15 protein-coding genes and 2 pseudogenes are annotated in these 19,002 nt (G+C 72.2%); 9 read left to right on the plus strand and 8 right to left on the minus strand.

The features are described 5' to 3' along the window. Positions 1–9: 9 nt before the first annotated feature. The 3 genes from OTB20_RS04740 to OTB20_RS04750 all read right to left on the minus strand — a co-directional run bounded on the left by OTB20_RS04740 (position 10) and on the right by OTB20_RS04750 (position 3,051). Positions 10–903, minus strand: a complete 894-nt coding sequence (locus OTB20_RS04740) for a glycosyltransferase family 2 protein (RefSeq protein WP_324290334.1) — start codon at positions 901–903, stop codon at positions 10–12. A gap of 54 nt (positions 904–957) precedes the next feature. After that, a complete protein-coding gene (locus OTB20_RS04745) occupies positions 958–2,376 on the minus strand; it encodes a L,D-transpeptidase (protein ID WP_267815331.1) in 1,419 nt (472 codons plus the stop codon). Between the two features lie 180 nt (positions 2,377–2,556). Continuing rightward, positions 2,557–3,051 (minus strand): FBP domain-containing protein, encoded by a 495-nt coding sequence (locus OTB20_RS04750; protein ID WP_267815332.1) that lies wholly within the window; start codon positions 3,049–3,051, stop codon positions 2,557–2,559. A 70-nt stretch (positions 3,052–3,121) separates the two neighbouring features. On the opposite strand from OTB20_RS04750, the gene OTB20_RS04755 reads away from it, so the two are divergent. The 5 genes and pseudogenes from OTB20_RS04755 to OTB20_RS04770 all read left to right on the plus strand — a co-directional run bounded on the left by OTB20_RS04755 (position 3,122) and on the right by OTB20_RS04770 (position 7,193). Continuing rightward, the gene (locus OTB20_RS04755) at positions 3,122–3,697 is read left to right on the plus strand and encodes a TetR/AcrR family transcriptional regulator (RefSeq protein ID WP_267815371.1); all 576 of its coding nucleotides are present in this window, start codon (positions 3,122–3,124) and stop codon (positions 3,695–3,697) included. A gap of 16 nt (positions 3,698–3,713) precedes the next feature. After that, positions 3,714–4,889 (plus strand): GDSL-type esterase/lipase family protein, encoded by a 1,176-nt coding sequence (locus tag OTB20_RS04760; protein WP_267815333.1) that lies wholly within the window; start codon positions 3,714–3,716, stop codon positions 4,887–4,889. A gap of 100 nt (positions 4,890–4,989) precedes the next feature. Further along, positions 4,990–6,438 carry an argininosuccinate synthase gene (gene argG, locus OTB20_RS04765; RefSeq protein ID WP_267815334.1) on the plus strand — a complete coding sequence of 483 codons (1,449 nt, stop codon included), beginning with the start codon at positions 4,990–4,992 and terminating at the stop codon, positions 6,436–6,438. A 106-nt stretch (positions 6,439–6,544) separates the two neighbouring features. Continuing rightward, positions 6,545–6,691: pseudogene (locus OTB20_RS42715) on the plus strand (UTRA domain-containing protein); the annotation flags it as partial. A 148-nt stretch (positions 6,692–6,839) separates the two neighbouring features. Further along, positions 6,840–7,193: a VOC family protein gene (locus OTB20_RS04770; RefSeq protein WP_267815335.1), complete on the plus strand. Its 354-nt coding sequence runs from the start codon at positions 6,840–6,842 to the stop codon at positions 7,191–7,193. Positions 7,194–7,256: 63 nt separating this feature from the next. Here OTB20_RS04770 and OTB20_RS04775 read toward each other — a convergent pair whose 3' ends face one another. The 4 genes from OTB20_RS04775 to OTB20_RS04790 all read right to left on the minus strand — a co-directional run bounded on the left by OTB20_RS04775 (position 7,257) and on the right by OTB20_RS04790 (position 10,886). Continuing rightward, complete coding sequence (locus OTB20_RS04775; protein ID WP_267815336.1) at positions 7,257–8,573, minus strand: MFS transporter; 1,317 nt, start codon at positions 8,571–8,573, stop codon at positions 7,257–7,259. A gap of 70 nt (positions 8,574–8,643) precedes the next feature. Continuing rightward, positions 8,644–9,276: an RNA 2',3'-cyclic phosphodiesterase gene (gene thpR / locus OTB20_RS04780; protein WP_267815337.1), complete on the minus strand. Its 633-nt coding sequence runs from the start codon at positions 9,274–9,276 to the stop codon at positions 8,644–8,646. 106 nt (positions 9,277–9,382) lie between these two features. Then, positions 9,383–9,871: an isochorismatase family protein gene (locus OTB20_RS04785; protein ID WP_420716326.1), complete on the minus strand. Its 489-nt coding sequence runs from the start codon at positions 9,869–9,871 to the stop codon at positions 9,383–9,385. A gap of 49 nt (positions 9,872–9,920) precedes the next feature. Next, positions 9,921–10,886, minus strand: coding sequence for a GlxA family transcriptional regulator (locus OTB20_RS04790; protein WP_267815339.1), 966 nt, complete (start codon positions 10,884–10,886; stop codon positions 9,921–9,923). Between the two features lie 247 nt (positions 10,887–11,133). On the opposite strand from OTB20_RS04790, the pseudogene OTB20_RS04795 reads away from it, so the two are divergent. The 4 genes and pseudogenes from OTB20_RS04795 to OTB20_RS04810 all read left to right on the plus strand — a co-directional run bounded on the left by OTB20_RS04795 (position 11,134) and on the right by OTB20_RS04810 (position 15,254). Further along, positions 11,134–11,686: pseudogene (locus tag OTB20_RS04795) on the plus strand (MBL fold metallo-hydrolase). 154 nt (positions 11,687–11,840) lie between these two features. Then, positions 11,841–14,399: a discoidin domain-containing protein gene (locus OTB20_RS04800; RefSeq protein WP_267815340.1), complete on the plus strand. Its 2,559-nt coding sequence runs from the start codon at positions 11,841–11,843 to the stop codon at positions 14,397–14,399. 63 nt (positions 14,400–14,462) lie between these two features. Further along, complete coding sequence (locus tag OTB20_RS04805; protein WP_267815372.1) at positions 14,463–14,795, plus strand: low temperature requirement protein A; 333 nt, start codon at positions 14,463–14,465, stop codon at positions 14,793–14,795. Between the two features lie 261 nt (positions 14,796–15,056). Continuing rightward, positions 15,057–15,254: a hypothetical protein gene (locus OTB20_RS04810; protein ID WP_267815341.1), complete on the plus strand. Its 198-nt coding sequence runs from the start codon at positions 15,057–15,059 to the stop codon at positions 15,252–15,254. 330 nt (positions 15,255–15,584) lie between these two features. Here the strand turns inward: OTB20_RS04810 and OTB20_RS04815 are convergent, their stop codons facing one another. Next, complete coding sequence (locus OTB20_RS04815; RefSeq protein WP_267815342.1) at positions 15,585–18,941, minus strand: S8 family peptidase; 3,357 nt, start codon at positions 18,939–18,941, stop codon at positions 15,585–15,587. Positions 18,942–19,002: the final 61 nt, after the last annotated feature.

Below are 19,002 nucleotides of genomic sequence, written 5' to 3' on the forward strand. Positions count from 1 at the left end.
GCCGGTGGCTCAGAGCACCGGCGGCCGCCCGGCGGCCGTGAGGCGCACCACGGTGCGCCAGCGCATGGGCCGCCGCACCTGCTCGTGCCGGGCCGCCCACCCTTCGCGAAGCCCCTGGAGCGAGTCCCGCATTCCACCGCCCCGCAGTCCGCGCAGCGCCGTGACGGCCGTCCAGATGCCCAGGTACGCCGGGATGAGGGGCCCGGGGAGGTTGCGGTAGGCGAGCCAGACGCGGTTGCGGGCGGCCAGCCGGTGGAAGAGCGCGTGCCGGGTGGGGCTGGTGACGGGGTGGTGCATCCGGACCTGCGCCGCGTACCAGCCGGCGCCGCCCCGGTCCCACAGCCGGTACGCGAGGTCGATTCCCTCGTGGTAGAGGAAGAAGTCGGCCCAGCCCCCGGCCGCGTCGAAGGCGTCCCGGCGGACCAGGACCACGCCCTCGGTCATGGTGGCGATGGTGCCGGGCCGGCCCGGATCACCGGCGCGCAGGCGGGGCACCCAACGGCGCGGCGTCGTGGTGTCGTCGGGCCCGGTCAGCCGCGGCTGGACGTACGCGGCCTCCGGGCGCCGGCGGGCTTCGGCCACCAGTCGGGACAGGACGTCGGGCCGCGGGAAGGACGCGTCGTTGTCGAGGAAGAACAGGAACTCGCTGCCCGTGTCCCGCAGGGCGAGTGCGCCGCGGTTGCGGCCCTCGGGGATGCCGAGGTTCTCCGGGAGGGTGACGACGGTGGCCCCGGGCACGGAGAGCGAGGGGTGGCAGCCGTTGCCGACGATGACGAGGTGGAGTTCGACGTCCTCCTGCGCGAGGAGCGTCCGGACGGCCGCCGCCTCCTCGTCGGGGCGGTCGTTCATGGTCAGCAGGACGACGTCGATCCCGTTGGCTGCGGGGGAGTGGGAGGTGGGCACGGACCGGATGCTACCGAAGCCGGCGTGCCCGCCCGGCCGGAGGACCCGCCCCGCTCAGGTGAGGGGGTGGAGCCGGGACTGTCCGTGGGCCGACGGGCGGAGGGAGGCGGGCGCGAGCGGGGAATCGGGATCGCCGCCCAGGGCGCTGCCGGCCAGCCAGGCCGCCCAGTCCAGATTCCAGTCCCCGAACCCGTTGGCGAAAGGCGCCATCGGCTCACCACCGCTGTTCACCACCGACACCACGTCCCCCTCCCGCACCGTGTCGAAGAACCAGGCCGCGTCGGCCGTGCTCATGCCCGTGCAGCCGTGGCTGACGTTCTCCTCGCCCTGCGCGTCGACCGACCAGGGCGCGGCGTGCACGTACTCGCCGCTCCACGTCACCCGGGTCGCGTAGAAGACGGGCAGGTCGTAGAACTCGCTCGTACCGCGCTTGATGCCGACCGTGTCCCCGCGCATCCGCACCTTGCGCTCCTTGCCCAGTACGACCTTGATGCCGCTGCGCGTCAGGAAGCCCGCCTTGCCGGTGGTCACCGGGATGGTCCGCACGGTCCGGCCGTTGCGCCGTACGGTCATCTCGTGCGCGGCGGCGTCGGTGATCGCCTCGATCCGTTCCCCGATGGTCAACCGCAGGGACTCCGAGGGGCCGCCGTACTCCCGTTCCCCGACCTCCACCCCGTCGAGACCGCTGACCACGCTCACCACGGCGTGGGCGGGCCAGTAGGTGCGGGGCCGGTAGTGCAGTGTCGATTCGTCGACCCAGTGCCAGGCCCCCTCGACGGCCGGCTCCGAGGTGACCTGCAAGGCCCGCTCCAGCCGGACCCGCGCGGCCCGGTCGGCGGCGGGGACGGGGCGGCTCAGGGAGGCCGTCACGATCTGCCCGGCCCCGTACGTGCCGGGGCGGGGCCCGAACTCGGCGGTGAGCCGGTCGTCCTGGGCCGCGGCCGCGGTCCGGAACTGCATGGTGACGCCGACCGGGGTGCCGGCCACGTCCTGCGCCCCGACCCGGACGGTGTAGGTCTCACCGGCCCGCAACGGCTCGGTGTTGACCCAGCGGTGCCCCCGGGCGCCCAGGGCGCCGGCCACGTAGCGGCCGTGGCCGTCGTGCACGGTCACATAGGTGAGCAGTCCCGGTCCGGCGAGGGCGATCTCGAGTGGGCTGGCGGCGTCGGTGGGCAGGACGACCGTGTGCGCCGCCGCCCGGGCCGCGCCGCGGGAGGAGGGGTCGCGCACCACGGAACCGGCTCCGCTGGAGGTGGCCCGGACGAGCTGCCGCTCCAGCCCGCCGCACAGCCCGGCCCGGAAGTCGTCCATCGCGCACCGCCGGCCTCCGTCGTCGAGGAGCCGGCCGACCAGCAGCTCGACGGAGGCGGCCTGTTCGCCCGCGGAGCGCCGCCCGGCATCGGCCTGCCGTCCCGCATCGGCCTGCGGCGCGGCGGCGACGACGAACAGCGCCCCGGCGACCACCCCGGCCACGCTCCACGTCTTGCCTCGTCGCTGAACTCGTCCACGGTGTGTCGATGGCATCGTCGTCACGCAGCCCTCCCAGATCGCCTACGGCCGGATGGCAGCATCAAAACGATTTCCGGGCAGCCTGATGATCATGAACTCGGCTTGTGGAGCCGAATGGGCAGCGAAGAGGGCTCGTACGGAGTATCAGGCGGTGACGTTGGAGAAGAACACCGCGAGGTTCGCGGCCGTCCGCTGGATCTGCTCCTCCAGCGTGAGCGACTCGTGGAGCCGCGCGCCGGGGCCCGCGTCCTTCCTGCCGCGCAGGTAGAGCGAGCAGGCGAGGTCGGCGCAGACGTAGGCGCCCACGGAGTTGCCCTGCTGCCCGGCCTTGCCGGCTTTCGGCGCCACCATCAGCGAGACGCCCCCGGTGTGGGTGGTCAGACACAGGGAGCACATGCTGCGGCGCGCCTGCGAGGAGGAGCCGGCGCCGGAGGTGCGCAGCGCGAGCGCGACCGGGCGGCCGTCCTGCCAGGTGGCGAGGTAGGCGCGTTCGGGGGCCCGGGGGTCCCGCCAGCCGAGGAAGTCCAGGTCCTCCCAGGGCTGTTCGGCCAGATCGCGGGGGACGGTCAGGCGCTTCGCCTCGCCCTTGGTGCAGTTCACGAACGCGGTGCGGATCTCTTGCTCGGTCAGCGGCTTCATAACGGCAGGCTAATTTGCCTAAAAGCTTTAGGCAAATGCATAATGCTTATCGCCAGATAGGAGGTGCATGATGGTTCGAGTGGGACTGACCGCGGAGCGGCTGACCCGGGCGGGCGCCGAGCTCGCCGACGAGGTCGGCTTCGGACAGGTGACCGTCTCGGCGCTCGCCCGGCGGTTCGACGTCAAGGTCGCGAGTCTGTACTCGCACCTGAAGAACTCGCAGGACCTCAAGACCCGGATCGCCCTGTTCGCCCTGGAGGAACTGGCCGACCGGGTCGCGGCGGCCCTGGCAGGCCGCGCCGGCAAGGACGCGCTGGCCGCCTTCGCCGATGCCTACCGTGACTACGCCCGCCGGCACCCCGGCCGCTACGACGCGGCCCGGCTCCGGCTCGACCCGCAGACCGCGGCCGCCAGCGCGGGCGTCCGGCACGCCCAGATGACGCGGGCGATCCTGCGCGGCTACGACCTCGCGGAACCCGACCAGACCCACGCGGTACGGATGCTGGGCAGTGTCTTCCACGGCTACGTCAGCCTGGAGCTGGGCGGAGGCTTCAGCCACACCGCCGTCGACCCGCAGGAGTCCTGGGACTGGATCGTGGACTCGCTCGACGTGATGCTGCGCAACCGGACCACCGAAACCCGATGACCACGAGGCTGAGGCGATGAACCCCGAACACGACTGGATCACCACGCCCGTCACGGCGGACCTCCTGCGCGGCGCCGTCGACGTGGAACGCACGGAACACGGCCTGCTGCCCCACCGGCTGCCCGCCCGGGCCCGCAAGCAGATCCCCGATGACCAGCTGGCCACGGCAGAGGCCCGCCCGTCCGGCGTCCGCCTGGCCTTCCGCACCCGGGCCACCGTCATCGAGCTGGAGGCCCTGCCCACCAAGAGGGCCTACCGGGGCTTCCCGGCCCCGCCGGACGGCGCGTACGACTTGGTGATCGACGGAGTTCTCACGGCCCTGGCCACCGTGCCCGGCGGCAGGGTACGCACCCTGGACCTGGCCACCCAGGCCGCCGAACTCGAAGAAGGCCCGCCCGGCACCGCCCGCTTCACCGGTCTGCCCGCACGGGACAAGAGCGTCGAGATCTGGCTCCCCCACACCGAGATCACCGAGCTGATCGCCCTGCGCACCGACGCCCCTGTCACACCGGCTCCGGACAGCGGGCGCAGGGTGTGGCTGCACCACGGCAGCTCCATCAGCCACGGTTCGAACGCGGACCGCCCGACCGGCACCTGGCCGGCCCTGGCCGCGGCCCGGGGTGCGGTGGACCTGGTCAACATGGGGTTCTCCGGCAGCGCGCTGCTGGACCCCTTCACCGCCCGCGCGGTGCGCGACACCCCCGCCGACCTGATCAGCGTCAAGATCGGCATCAACATCGTCAACTTCGATCTGATGCGGCTGCGTGCCTTCGCCCCCGCGGTCCACGGCTTCCTCGACACCATCCGCGAAGGTCATCCGGACACGCCGCTGCTGGTCGTCTCGCCCATCCTGTGCCCGATCCAGGAGGACACCCCGGGCCCCCTCGCCACCGACTTCAGCGACGGGACGCTGCGGTTCAAGGCCCTGGGGGACCCGGCCGAACGGGCCGCAGGGCGCCTGACGCTCAACGTCGTCCGCGAGGCGCTCGCCGGGGTTGTCGGACAGCGGGCGGCCGACGACCCCCACCTGCACTACCTCGACGGCCGCGAGCTCTACGGCGCCGCCGACCACGCCGAGCTGCCGCTGCCGGACGACCTCCACCCCGACCCCGCGGGTCACGCGCGCATCGCCGAGAACTTCGCCCGCCACGCCTTCGCGGCCGCAGGCCCCTTCGCCACCAGGACCGGCTGAACCGCCGCGCGCCGAGGCGGGGGCGGGGGCGGGCGGGCTCGCGAAAATTTCAACGGCCCGTCATTTTGCATGAACATGCATCATCGCGCATACTCATCCCATGTCAAAGGTTCTCACCTCCCTGCCCACCGGCGAGCGCGTCGGTATCGCCTTCTCCGGCGGCCTCGACACCTCCGTCGCCGTCGCCTGGATGCGCGACAAGGGTGCCGTCCCCTGCACCTACACCGCCGACATCGGCCAGTACGACGAGCCCGACATCGCGTCGGTGCCCGTACGGGCCACGGCGTACGGCGCCGAGATCGCGCGCCTGGTCGACTGCCGTGCGGCGCTCGTGGAGGAGGGCCTGGCCGCTCTCGCCTGCGGCGCGTTCCACATCCGCTCGGGCGGTCGCGCCTACTTCAACACGACGCCGCTCGGGCGCGCAGTCACCGGCACCCTGCTGGTCCGCGCGATGCTCGAGGACGACGTACAGATCTGGGGCGACGGGTCGACCTTCAAGGGCAATGACATCGAGCGGTTCTACCGCTACGGCCTGCTCGCCAACCCGCACCTGCGCATCTACAAGCCGTGGCTCGACGCCGACTTCGTCACCGAGCTCGGTGGCCGCAAGGAGATGTCGGAGTGGCTGCTCGCCCACGAGCTGCCCTACCGCGACAGCACCGAGAAGGCCTACTCCACCGACGCCAACATCTGGGGCGCCACCCACGAGGCCAAGACCCTCGAGCACCTCGACACCGGTGTCGAGACCGTGGACCCGATCATGGGCGTCCGGTTCTGGGACCCCGAGGTCGAGATCGCCACCGAAGACGTGACCATCGGCTTCGAGCAGGGCCGCCCGGTCACCATCAACGGCAAGGAGTTCGCCTCCGCCGTCGACCTGGTCATGGAGGCGAACGCCATCGGCGGCCGCCACGGGCTGGGCATGTCGGACCAGATCGAGAACCGGATCATCGAGGCCAAGAGCCGCGGCATCTACGAGGCTCCGGGCCTGGCCCTGCTGCACGCCGTGTACGAGCGCCTCGTCAACGCGATCCACAACGAGGACACCGTCGCCCAGTACCACAACGAGGGACGGCGCCTCGGCCGCCTCATGTACGAGGGCCGCTGGCTCGACCCGCAGGCGCTGATGATCCGGGAGTCGCTGCAGCGCTGGGTGGGTACGGCGATCACCGGAGAGGTGACGCTGCGGCTGCGGCGCGGCGAGGACTACTCGATCCTGAACACCACGGGCCCGGCGTTCAGCTACCACCCGGACAAGCTGTCCATGGAGCGCACCGAGGACTCGGCCTTCGGTCCCGTGGACCGCATCGGCCAGCTCACCATGCGCAACCTCGACATCGCCGACTCCCGCGCGAAGCTCGAGCAGTACGCCGGCCTCGGCATCGTCGGTACGACCCACCCCGCGCTGATCGGCGCCGTCGAGGCACCGGGCTCCGGCCTGATCGGCGCCATGCCCGAGGGTGGCGCCGAGGCCATCGCCTCCCGTGGCGAGGTCTCCGGCGACGACGAGCTGCTGGACCGCGCCGCGATGGAGTTCGGCACCGACTAGCAGGTACCGGCGGCAGGACGTGACGCGCCGCCCGCGGCCCCTCGGGGCCGCGGGCGGCGTTCTTGCCGTCCCGGGGTCTCCGGGCGGCGATCACGTGGCGATCGTCATGTGGCCTCGGTCATCCAGGGGGCGACCGCGCCACCGCGGACCCGGCGCACCTCGCCCCGGAGGCGCTCCCGTGCTGCGCATCGAGCAGCTCAGCTTCGACCAGCACGACCGCCCCTGCGAGTTCACCCGCGTCGTCTACCGCGCCGACCGCTACCGCTACCGCTACCGCTACCGCTTCCACGCCAACCTGGCGACCGGTTCCCGGCGGGACTGGGCCGAACTGGCCACCGGCCGTGCGGCGGCCGATGGCGTGGTGACACCACGCCCGATCGCCGTCCTGGCAGGATCGCGGCATGGAACGTGTGCTGGGGATCGGTGGATACTTCATGCGGGCCGCCGATCCGGCGGCCCTGGGCGCGTGGTACCGCGACTGCCTGGGCCTGGACTCGGACGAACACGGTCTGTGGCGCCAGGCGGCCGGGCCGACGGTCTTCGCGACGTTCGAGTCCGGTACCGACTACTTCGGATCCCGTGCCCAGCAGTCCATGCTCAACTTCCGGGTCCGTGACCTGGACGCGATGCTCGCGCAGCTGCGCGCCGGGGGAGCGGACGTGGCCCCGGAGACCCAGGACATGCAGGGTGTCGGCCGGTTCGGCTGGGTCACCGATCCCGAGGGCAACCGGATCGAGCTGTGGCAGCCCGCCTGATCAGGCTTTTGCGCGCAAGGCGGTACTCGGGCGGCCGCGGTCGTCCCGGCGGGGCAGGGCGGCTCAGGAAGCGGTGACCGGCTCGCGGGGAGCCGCTTCCGCCGCGGCCGGCGGGGCCGGAGCCGGGGACGGACGGGTGGCGTACACCGCCTCCGCCGGGAGGTGGCGCTCCAGCCGGGTCAGGGCGAACGCGGCGCCGAGCGCGGCGACGGTCAGGAAGGCCCAGGGCAGGCGCCCGTCGAGCGCGAGCAGTCCGGTGAAGAGGGACGGGGCCAGGGCGGAGGCCAGGGAGTACGACAGCTGGTACGTGGCGAGGTAGCGGCCGCGTACTCCCTCGGGCGCGGCCGAGACCGACAGGGCGCCGCCCGAGGGGCTGTGCACCAGCTCGCCGACCGTGTAGACCACCACGATGACCAGCAGGGCGATCAGCGTCGCGGTCTGCCCGGGGCGGACCGTGCCGAGCGCGATCTGCCCCACGAAGGCCGCGGCGAAGAGCAGCGCCCCGAGGGCCGCGGAGCGGGTCCGGCGAGCTCCGGAACGGCGGACCCGGCCCGCGATCAGGACGCCGATCCCGGCGCAGAGCGCGGTGTTGACCGTGAAGGCCGCGCCGGTGAGGGAGTCGGGTCCGTGCAGCCAGGTGCTGATGTAGAGCGGGAAGAGCACCGACAGGGCCGAGTACCCGAGCGCGGTCAGGAAGTTGGCGGCGGTCAGGCCCAGGAAGGGCCGGTCGGCGAGCACCATCCGGTAGCCCGCAGGCGGACGCTTGGCCGATCCGGCCGATCCGGCCGATCCGGGCTCGCCGTTCGCGCGGCCCTCTACCCGCTTCACGCGGCTGACCAGCAGTCCGGCGAGCGCGAAGGCGACCGCGTTGCCCCAGGCGGTGTAGGTGAACCCGTCCGTGCCCCACAGGGCCAGCACCCCGGACACGACGAGCGCGCCGGCGCCCATGCCCGCGTTCTGCAGGGCCCGGATGGAGGCCTGGAGCCGGTCGCGGGCGCCGCCCCGGGCCACTTCCCCGATGAGTGACTGCTGCACGACGGGGAAGGACCGGTCGGCGAGGGCGGTGACCAGCGCGACGGCGGCGAAGGCGGGGAGCGACCCGGCGAGCGGGTAGAGGGCGAAGCCGAGGGACCGGACCGCGTAGAGCAGCAGGTTGACCTTCTTGGCACCGAACCGGTCGACCGCCGAGCCGGCGAGCGGCATGACGGCGAGTCCGGCCAGGCCGGTCGCCGTCAGCACGACGCCGACGAGGGTGAAGGAGAGGCCGGTGACGTGGTGGAAGAAGACGAGTGAGAAGGGGATGTACATCCCGATCCCGATCGCGCTGATTCCCACCCCGACGAGCAGCGACCGTTCGCCCGCCACCCGTTCCTCGCGCATGCCCTTGACGACGTGGATCTCTCCCCCGATTAGATTCCCGGGAAGTAGCTTAGCGGTAAGCTGCTTTTCGTCAAGGCATTTCTTTGCCGCCGCGAACGGAGGTCGGCGGGCGGCAGTACTCCCCGCCGCCGAGGTCCCAGGCCTCGATGTCGCGGTAGTGGATCGGCCCCGGGCCGCGGCCGATGTTGCTGCCCACCAGGTGGAGACGCTCCGTCCGCCAGCGGTGACCGGTGAACGCCGTGAGTCCGGCGGCGGCCTCCACCGCCGAGGACGGATCGTTCCGGCGGGCGCGGGCCAAGGTCAGATGCGGGCGCAACGGCCGGTCTTCGAAGGGGATGCCGCACTCCTTGACCACTGCGCGGACATCGGAGGCGAGCCGGTGCAGCCCGTCGAGGTCCCCGTCGATCCCGCTCCAGAGCACCCGCTCGCCGAAGTGACCGCCCCCGCGCAGGGCCAGTCGTACGGGACTGCGCGCCGCCGCGAGCTCCGCGAGGGGAGGCCGCAGCAGCGGAACGGTCGCGACCGGCAGTTCGCCGAGGAACGCGAGGGTGATGTGCCAGTCCTCGATGCGGTTCCACCGCATGTGCGGGTAAGCGGTGTAGGCGGGGCCCAGCTCGCGCGCGAGTTCCTCCTTCGCTTCGTCGGGCGGAGCGAGGGCGATGAACACGCGAACGGTCGCGGGCCGGGTCTGTTCTTCGTTCACAGGAGACTTCGTACAGTGCTTCGGGTGGTCCAGTCATCTTCGGGCGTACGCGGCACGGGGTGGGGGACCCGGATCCCCGGTGCGTGCGCCCGCCTCGGCTGCTCGATCAGAGGTAGTACGCCGTGTCGTGCACGTCGCCGAACCGGGGAAAGATCCGCTCCACGGTGAACCGGTGCTCTTCGGCGGCGAAACCGGACATGGCGTCGGCGACGAACTCCAGCTCGTAGCCGTGGTCGCTCGCGGCCCGCGCCGTGGACTCCACCCCCATCGTGGTGACGAGCCCGGCGAGCACCAGCGTGTCCACGCCCAAGCCGCGCAACCGGTCGTCGAGGCCGGTGCCGTGGAAGGCCCCGACGGTGTGCTTGACGATCAGGACGTCGCCGGGCCGCACCAGCCCGCCGGCGAAGCCGCTGCCCGGCGGCTGCTCCGCTACGCCGGGCCTGTCCACCCGGACGAGCACCACGGGACGCCCGTTCGCCCGGAACGCCTCGGCCAGCCGGAGGCAGCGTGCCAGTACCTCGTCACCCGAGTGGGGGGCGACCGGCATGTCGATGATGCGGGGCATCAGGTCGATGAGGATCAGTGCGGAGGTCACGGGAATGATCATAGGACAGGGCCGTATCCGCCCCGGGGCCCGTGCCAAGTCAATACAGCTGGGGCGTGCCGGTGAAGGTGCGGCGGTAGGAGCGCGGCGGAACTCCCCTGCGCCGCACGAACTGCTCGCGCAGGACCGCCGCGCTTCCGTAGCCGACCCTGCGGGCGATCTCCTCGACGGGCAGGTCCGTGCTCTCCAGGAGTTCCTCGGCGCTGCTCAGGCGCAGGTTCCGCAGCCAGGCGTGCGGGGTGGTCCCGGTCGCCGCGGTGAAGCGGCGGGCGAAGGAGCGCTTGCTCATCAGGGCGCGGCGCGCCAGTTCCGTGACGGGAAGCGGCTCGTGGAGGTTGTCGCGGGCCCAGGCGAGCACCTCGGAGAGCCGCTCGTCCTGGCAGTCCTCGGGGACGGGCGCGGCGAGGTACTGGGCCTGCCCGCCGTCGCGGTGCGAGGGCAGCACCATGTCCCGGGCGACGGCATTGGCCCTCGCGGCCCCGTACTCCCGCCTCAGCAGGTGCAGGCACAGGTCGAAGCCGGCGGCGGCTCCCGCACCCGTGACGATCCTGCCCTCGTCGATGTAGAGGGCGTCGGGTTCGACGACGACGTCAGGATGACGCTGGGCCAGCAGTTCGGCGAACCGCCAGTGGGTGGTGGCCCGTAGCCCGTCGAGCAGCCCGGCCTCGGCGAGCGCGAACGTACCGACGCAGTGGGCCGCGAGCACCGAGCCGCCCTCGTGCGCGGACACCAGCGCCTCAAGTACGGCCGGACCGGGCGGTGTACGGAAATCGGCCCCCGGCAAGGCGATCACGAGATCGGCCGAGGCCAGCCGGTCGAGACCGTGCCCGATCGCGAGCGGCACGCCGATGTCGGTGCGGACCGGCCCGGGACGGTCCGCGCACAGGGCGAATTCGAAGCCGGGCAGCCCCGGCCCGTGCGGCCCGAAGACCTCGGTGACGATCCCGACGGCGAGTATGCCGACGCCGGGCGGAACGTAGGCGGCGACGGTCGTGAAAGGCGGCACGGGGGCAGTCTGCCACGGGTGGCACAAAACCTGCGATCGCTGGCATGTGTGCCACTCGTTCACCGCATGCGGGTGCGGAAGGATCACAGCCATGACGAACACGGCGCTGAACACGACGGCAGAATCCACGACGGCCACTGTGACGGCCACTGCGACGGCCACTACGACTACGACGCCCACTGCGACGGACGTCGCGACGGAGCTCCGCGCCGACGCGCCCCTCGGCCGCAGCGCCGTCTACAAGGTCCTGACCACCGGCTACGTCGGCTCCACCGGCCCCGGGGTCGCCGCCACCGTCTCGTACGTATCGGACGGCGGCCGGCACTTCATCTTCGGCCCGGGCATGGTGGCAAGCCACGAGGACATCCTCGGCCCGCTCGCGGAACTGGGGCTCGGCCCCGAGGACATCACCGACGTGGTGCTCAGCCACCACCACCCGGACAACACCATGAACGTGGGCCTGTTCGGCCGGGCCCGGGTGCACGACCACAAGGTGGAGTACCAGGGCGACCAGTGGAAGAACAGGGACGCGGAGGGCTATGAACTCACCCCCTCCCTCAGGCTGATCCGTACACCGGGACACAGCCACGAGGACATCACCCTGCTGGCCGGAACCGACTCGGGTGTGGTGGCCTTCGCCGGCGACCTGTGGTGGCACGCCGCCGGACCGGCCGACGACCCGGTGGCCCCGGACCGCGAGGTACTGCGCGCTTCCCCGGCTGCGGGTGCTCGCCGCGGCGGACGTGATCGTGCCCGGCCACGGCGGCCCGTTCGCCGCCGACGACACCGTGCCGCGCTAGGCCGTGAGGGTCCAGGGGGCCACAGCATCGAGCGGTGTCCTCCGGATCGCGCCGGCTGATGCGGTTTTGCGTCAACTCTTTGCTGATTCAGGTGAGTTGCTGCCACGTCGACCTATCTTCCATGGGGCATACCGGTTCGCCCCAGGAGGTCAGATTGCAGTCCAGGTCCAGGCGCTTCCTCGCCCTGCCCCGCGCGCTACGCCGATCCCGCTCGCTCATCGCCTTCGGCCTCGGCGCGCTGCTGATCGGCTTCACGCCGTGGCTCGGGGTCGTGAGCCAGGCCGGGGCCGGCCGCGCCCCGGCGCCCGGACCCACGCCCACGCCCTTCGGTGAGCAGGCGGCGGTGCAGTCGCCGCACCACGGCATCGTGCCGGCCAACGCCATGGAGCCGACCGCTCCCGTCCTCGACCGGACCGGCTGGACGGCCGCGGCGAGCGACGAGGAGACGACCAAGGAGAACGGCCGCGCGGCCAACGTCCTCGACGGGGACACCGGCACCCTCTGGCACAGCAGGTGGTCTGCCATTCCGGCGCCCCTCCCGCACACCCTCACCATCGACATGCACCGTACGGCGGTCGTCTCGGCGCTCGTCTACACCCCCCGTACCAACGGGGCCAACGGGCGCGTCGGCGAGTACTCCATCAGCGTCAGCGTCGACGGACAGAATTGGCCGGCCCCGGTCGCCACCGGCACGCTCGCGGACGACGGCAGCGCCAAAACGCTCGGGTTCGCCCCACAAGGGGCCCGGTTCGTAAAGCTGACGGCGCTCACCGAGGCAGGCGGCCGCGGCCCGTGGACATCCGCCGCCGAGGTCGGCCTGCTGGGCGACCCCGGCACCCCGCAGGCCACGGTGGACCTTTCCCGGACCGGCTGGACGGCCGCGGCGAGCGACGAGGAGACGACCAAGGAGAACGGCCGCGCGGCCAACGTCCTGGACGGGGACACCGGCACGCTCTGGCACAGCAGGTGGTCCGCGACCCCGGCCCCCCTCCCGCACAGCATCACCATCGACATGCACCGCACCGCCGCCGTCTCCGCACTCGTCTACCACCCCCGCACGAACGGCTTCAACGGCCGGGCGGGCGCGTACACGGTCACCACCAGCACCGACGGAACCGCCTTCGCCGCACCGGTGGCCGCGGGCACCTGGCGCGACGACGACACCGTCAAGACCGCCACCTTCACCCGCAGCGAGACCACCCGGTTCGTACGGCTGACCGTGACCACCGAGGCCGGCGCCCGCGGCCCGTGGACCTCGGCCGCCGAGATCCGCCTGAGCGGGCCGGCCGACCCGGCCGTCCACGGGTCCTGGGGCCGGATCACCGGCTTCCCCCTGGTGCCCGTGGCCACCGCGGTCCTGCCAGGGGACAAGCTGTTGGCCTGGTCCGCGTACGCGGTGGACCGCTTCGGCGGCAGCAACGGCTACACCCAGACGGCGATCCTCGACCTGAAGACGGGCAAGGTCACCCAGCGCCGCATCGACAACACCGGGCACGACATGTTCTGCCCCGGCATAGCCATGCTGGCCGACGGCCGCGTCCTGGTCACCGGGGGCAGCAACGCGGAGAAGGCCGGCATCTACGATCCCGTCACCGACGACTGGTCCGCCACCAGCAGCATGAACATCCCCCGCGGCTACCAGGCCATGACGCTCCTCTCGACCGGTGAGGCCTTCGTCCTCGGCGGATCCTGGAGCGGTCCGGCGGGAGACAAGGCCGGTGAGGCCTGGTCGCCGGCCACCGGGACCTGGCGCCAACTCCCCGGCGTACCCGCCCTCCAGGCGTCCACGGCCGACCCGGCCGGACCGTACCGAGCCGACAACCACATGTGGCTGCACGCCACTTCGGGCGGCAAGGTGCTGCAACTGGGCCCGAGCAAGCAGATGAACTGGATCTCGACCACCGGCACGGGCAGCATCAGCGCCGCGGGCACCCGGGCCGACAGCGCCGACGCCATGACAGGCAACGCCGTCGCCTACGACATCGGCAAACTGCTCACCCTGGGTGGCTCGCCCGCCTACCAGGACACCGCCGCCACCCGCCGCGCCTACACCGTGAGCATCTCGGGCAGCCAGGTCGAAACCGCTCGCACCGGAGACATGGAGTACGCCCGGGCCTTCGCCAACAGCGTGGTCCTGCCCGACGGCAAGGTGATCGCCTTCGGCGGCCAGGCCCATCCGGTGCCCTTCAGCGACGCGACCTCGGTCCTGACCCCCGAACTGTGGGACCCCTCGACCGGCGTCTTCACTCCGCTCGCCACCATGGCCGTTCCGCGCAACTACCACAGCGTGGCCAACCTGTTGCCCGACGGGCGGATATTCTCCGGCGGCGGGGGCCTGTGCGGCGACTGCGCCACGAACCACGCCGACGGGGCCGTCTTCACCCCGCCCCACCTGCTCAACCCGGACGGATCGCCGAAGCCCCGCCCGGAGATCACCGGAGAGGTCCCCTCCAGGACGGCCCCCGGCTCCACGCTGACGGTCTCCACCCGCGACCCGGTGGCGTCCTTCGTCCTCATGCGGGCCGCGGCCGCGACCCACTCCACCGACAACGACCAGCGGCGGGTCCCCCTGGCGTCCACATCCACGGGACCGGGCGCCTACACGGTGTCCATACCCGCCGACACCGGGGTGGTCCTGCCGGGCACCTACATGCTCTTCGCCCTCGACTTCCAGGGAGTACCGGGCACCGCGCGCTTCATCACCATCTCCTGACCCCGCGCCCGGATCCCCGCCGGCGGGAGACCCCCACCGGCCGGCGGAACTCCGTCCGTGGTGATGTTCACGTTCTCCGGGAGCAAGCTCCAGGGTCGGGTGGACGAACTGTACGCACGGGCCCTGGGACGGGGGCACACGCGGGGGCCCAAGCCGCGGGCCGCGTGGACGGACGCCCCGCACCTCGGTGAGCGGCTCGGCCTGTTCGTGCTGATTGTGCTGGGCGAGGGCATCGCCCAGGTGGTGGCGGAGGCCTCGCAGGCGGAGTGGAACGAGGACCCGTACGCGGTCGGTACGGGCTCCTTCCTGCTGCTGGTGCTGTGTGGTGGCTGTCCTTGCGGTGCGGCTCGGACGGGGTGCCCCTTCTGGCCCCGGACACCCTGCCGGTACGGGTGATCCTGCCGTGCACTGCTTCGTCGCCGGGTCGGTGGCCGCGTCGGCGGCCTCGCTCGGGGACTCCGTCGAGTGCACGGGGGAGCGGGTCCCGGATCCTGTGCGGTGGCTGATGTGCGGGCGCCTGGTGCGGCTGCTGGTCCTCGCGGCGTTCAAAAGGAAGCAAGGCGCGCGGTCGTACCAGGGAGCGCTTTCCAAGTTCGTTGCCGTCGGGCCGTGGAAGCGGAAGGGGAGCCCACCGCAACCCAGTAGGAAGAGACACCCATGACCGGCCTGACCCTCGGCAACGACACCGCCCTGGTCGTCATCGACCTCCAGAACGGCCTCATGGGGCTGCCCGTTTTCGCCGAGGACGCCACCGCCGACACCGACCCCGAATCCCACGCCTTCGGCAAGATCTTCCCCCGCATCGGCAAGGTCAGTACCACCGAGGAGATCGTCGCCGCCCTCGGCGAGGCCTGAGAGGCAGCCCCTCACAGCCCCGCACAGCCCCTCATCCCAGCGGCGCGCGCCGCTTCGGTTCCGGCGCTGGTCGTCATGATCGGCGCAGCCCCGCTCTCTCATGCACACAGTCGCACGGACAAGCGTACGAACCGCTTCGAGTCGAACGGGGCAGTCAAAGCGAGCGGACCAGCGCCGGGTCAAACGCGGCCTGCGCACCCGCCCTGAAACCGGCCCGGCCCGGCCCCCCGGGGGGGGGGGGGGGCCGGGCCGGGCCACCGGGTTCGACGGCGCCATGCGACGGTCAACGCGCCACGGTCACCGCGGCGCGGCCACCGCCGTGCGGTCGGCTCAGGGTGCGAGCAGGTAGGCGTTCGTGATCGTCTCCCGCACGGTGTTTCCGGCCTTGTCCCGCAGGTCCACCCGGAACGACACGGCCTTGGCCGACGCCGGGTGCTTCACGGTCACCGAACGGGCCCCCTTCGCGTCCTTCGCCACGGCGAGGAGCTGCCAGGTCGCGCCCCCGTCGAAGGAGACCCGGACCGCCAGCGCGGCGCACTGCCCGTCAGCGGCTGCCGCCCCGGCCAGCCACAGCGGTACCTTCAGCGTGCCGCCCGCCGGCGCCCTCCCGCTCAGGCTCAGGTTCGGCGAGAGCCGGACCGTCGACAGGGGCAGTGACACGGGCCGGTCCGTGGCCGGGCGGGCCGAGGTGAAGGTCCAGCTCGCACTCACCTTCGTGCTGGTGGAGGTGTCCGCGGCGGAGCGGCTCGCCTCCTTGGTCAGACGGTAGACCGCGGAGGCGGCTGGAACCTCGGCGCTCAGCCAGCCGTTGGGCGAGCCCTCGGCGATGACCCGGCCCCCGGACTCCAGCCGGGCGAAGCCGTCGGCGTAGAAGGAGTTGCCCTCGTGGCCGCTGCCGTCGTTGAACAACCCGACGTTGGTATCGAGGTAGTCGCCGGTCCTCGTCGCGCCTTGCTCCTTACCGGCCTTCAGATCGGGACCGACCACGCCGGTGTTGAACTTCAGCGCGTAGCTCTTGCCCGGCGTGTACGACACCTCGTTCTGCGTGAGGTCGATGCGCTGCTCGCCTTCGGAGTTGAGCTGTACGGCGGCCCAGGACCAGCGCACCCCCTCCGTATTGACGTAGTGCGTCCTCACCACCGGCAGGCCCATCGGTTCAGGGTCCTGCACCCCGGTGGTGAAGCCCTGCTCGTCCACGGGCGTCACGTAGATCTGACCCTTGGCCCCGGTGACCGAAGCGCCGAAGCCGAGCTTGACCTCGGCGACGTCGGCCCGGGTGAGCTTGCGGTCGAGCCCGTTGAACCAGGTGCCCGTGCGGTGGAAGGCCAGCCGGTAGTCGACGTTCCTTCCCGCCGCCCCGGGTGTCTTCCACACGCCGTTGTACTGCGCCCGCAGCTTGGGGGCCGCCGGGCCCAGGTGCTGGGTGAGGATCCGCGTCACGCCGTCCGTGGCCCACATGTCGGACACACCCGCGGTTTCGTCGCTGTACCCGGCGAACGCGCTCACCAGCTGTGCGCGCGGATCCGGCGGGGTGACGGCGAACGGCTTGGCCTTGCGGGAGTCGAAGGTGACGGTGGTCTTCCCGGTGAGCTTCAGTACCGGCTGGACGAAGAAGCCCACGGTGGCGGCCGGGCCGAAGACGACGCCCTGCACCTGGTACTCGCCCTTGGGCAGCCGCTGGACGACGGTGCCGCTCGAGTCGTACGGAACCTCGAAGCGGTCCCCCTCACCGATCTTGCTGATCATCGTGTAGTACGTCAACGGGTTCGCACCGTTCACGTCCAGGTGCCGCAGGGTGACGTCGTACGACTCCACCTCACGGACGGCCACGAGACCGGTGCGCACTTCCTGGCCGCCTCCGGCGGCCAGCACTGTACCGCCGAAGGCGCCGTCGACCGTGCCCTTGCGGGTGTCGGCGGTGACGGTGGTCGTCGCGCTGCCGCCGGCGGGGACGGTGAGCTGGGCGTCCTTGACGGTGAACATCCCGGCCGGAGCCGGACTGCCCGACGGGCCGGTACCGGCCGTGCTCAGCCGGAGCGTGACGGGCCGGGTGCCGTAGTTGCGGTAGGTGAGGGACTTGGCGAGCGGCTTGTCGTCGGCGTGCGGCCAGGACTGCGTGCCGAAGCCGAGAGAGGCGGGCTCGGCGACGACGACGGCCTTGGCGGCCCGCGCCAGGTCGGTGCGGCCCGCCCCCTGCTGGTAGCCGTTGAGCGCCGGGTTGGGCTTCGCCGAACCGGTCAGCAGCGCTTTGATCCGGGCGCCGCTCCAGCTCGGGTGCTGCTGGCGGACCAGCGCCGCGGCGCCCGCGACGTGCGGGGTGGCCATCGAGGTGCCCGACATGCTGGTGTAGAGGCCGGGCGAGGGGTCCGGACCGTGCGTGGCCCGGGCGGCGGTGATGTCGACGCCAGGGGCGGTGATGTCCGGCTTGGCGACTCCGGCGCGGGTCGGGCCGCGGCTGGAGAAGTCCGCGAGCTGGTCCTCCTTGTCCACCGCGCCCACGGTGAGCGCCTCGGGGGCGCTGCCGGGAGAGGTGACCGTGCCGGGCTTGTCGCCCTCGTTGCCCGCGGCCACCACGAACAGCGCCTTGTCGGAGAGCCAGGCGACCGCCTCCTCCAGCGGGTCGACGCCCGGGTCGTCGCCGAAGGCCAGGCTCATGCTGACGACCGTCGCGCCCTGGTCCACGGCCCACTGCATGGCGCTGATGACGTCGGAGGCGGAGCCGCTGCCGTCGTCGTCGAGGACCTTGGCGTCCAGGAGCCGCACGCCGGGCGCCACGCCCTTGTAGCGGCCACCCGATGCCGCGCCCGTCCCGGCGAGAGTGGAGGCCACGTGCGTGCCGTGCCCGTACCGGTCGACGGTGTCCGGTGAGTTGCTGAAGTTCTTCTGCGCCGTCTCGATGCCCTTGAGGTCCGGGTGGGTCTCGTCGACCCCCGTGTCCAGGACCGCCACCTTGACACCCTTGCCGGTGTAGCCCGCCTTCCACATGGCGGGCGCGCCTATCTGCGGCACGCTCTTGTCGAGGGCGGCCTTCCCCCTGGCATCCAGCCAGAGGTGGGCGACGGGCGGCACGGGGGCGGAGCGCATCGTGCGGGCGTCCGTACCTCCGGTGACCGCCGTCCAGAGGGCCGCCGCGTCGGCCTTCGGCGCGTGGAACGCCTCTCCCGCCACCGCGGGCAGCGGCCGGCGGTCGCGCGCGACCCCGGCGAGCGTGTCGCCGGCGGCGCCGAAGGTCTTGGCCCCGGCGGCGTCCCGCCGGTAGCCGGCGATCAGCGGCAGTGCCGTGCTGTGTGCGTCGTCGTACCCGTCCCTGACCAACTGGGCCACGTCGAACAGCCGTCGGTCCAGGACCCCGTCGCCGACCAGGCGCAGGGCGTCCTGCGGGATGACGTAGGTGTGCTCGGCCTCGCGGCGCACCGAGAAGCCGGTCCCCGCACGGCCGGCGCCGCGAAGGATCTGCTCGACGCCGCCGTCGCCCTTCACGACGACCCGGTCACCGGTGATCAGGGTGACGGTGGCCGACGGCTTCACGTCCGCCTTCGCCTTGCCCGCGGCCTTCGTGCCGTCGTTCTGCGCGGTGGTGCCCGCGGCCCGCGCCGGCTGAACGCCGGCCGACACCGTTCCCGTGATGAGCGCCCCGGTCACCGCTGCGGCGAGCGCCGCCGTTCTGGCCTTCCCTGCGAATCCCACGCGTGTTCCCCCGTGTCCGTGTTCATGCCAACGCATGTTCCGTACCACGCGATGGAGATCC

Origin of the sequence: Streptomyces sp. H27-H1, from assembly GCF_026627445.1 — a bacterium.
Lineage (GTDB): Bacteria > Actinomycetota > Actinomycetes > Streptomycetales > Streptomycetaceae > Streptomyces.

Coding starts and splice junctions, on each gene's coding strand:
- OTB20_RS04750 (WP_267815332.1), bottom strand. CDS start 3,051: ATGAAGCCGCTGACCGAGCAAGAGATCCGCACCGCGTTCGTGAACTGC.
- OTB20_RS04755 (WP_267815371.1), top strand. CDS start 3,122: ATGGTTCGAGTGGGACTGACCGCGGAGCGGCTGACCCGGGCGGGCGCC.
- OTB20_RS04775 (WP_267815336.1), bottom strand. CDS start 8,573: ATGCGCGAGGAACGGGTGGCGGGCGAACGGTCGCTGCTCGTCGGGGTG.
- argG (WP_267815334.1), top strand. CDS start 4,990: ATGTCAAAGGTTCTCACCTCCCTGCCCACCGGCGAGCGCGTCGGTATC.
- OTB20_RS04760 (WP_267815333.1), top strand. CDS start 3,714: ATGAACCCCGAACACGACTGGATCACCACGCCCGTCACGGCGGACCTC.
- OTB20_RS04805 (WP_267815372.1), top strand. CDS start 14,463: ATGTTCACGTTCTCCGGGAGCAAGCTCCAGGGTCGGGTGGACGAACTG.
- OTB20_RS04770 (WP_267815335.1), top strand. CDS start 6,840: ATGGAACGTGTGCTGGGGATCGGTGGATACTTCATGCGGGCCGCCGAT.
- OTB20_RS04810 (WP_267815341.1), top strand. CDS start 15,057: ATGACCGGCCTGACCCTCGGCAACGACACCGCCCTGGTCGTCATCGAC.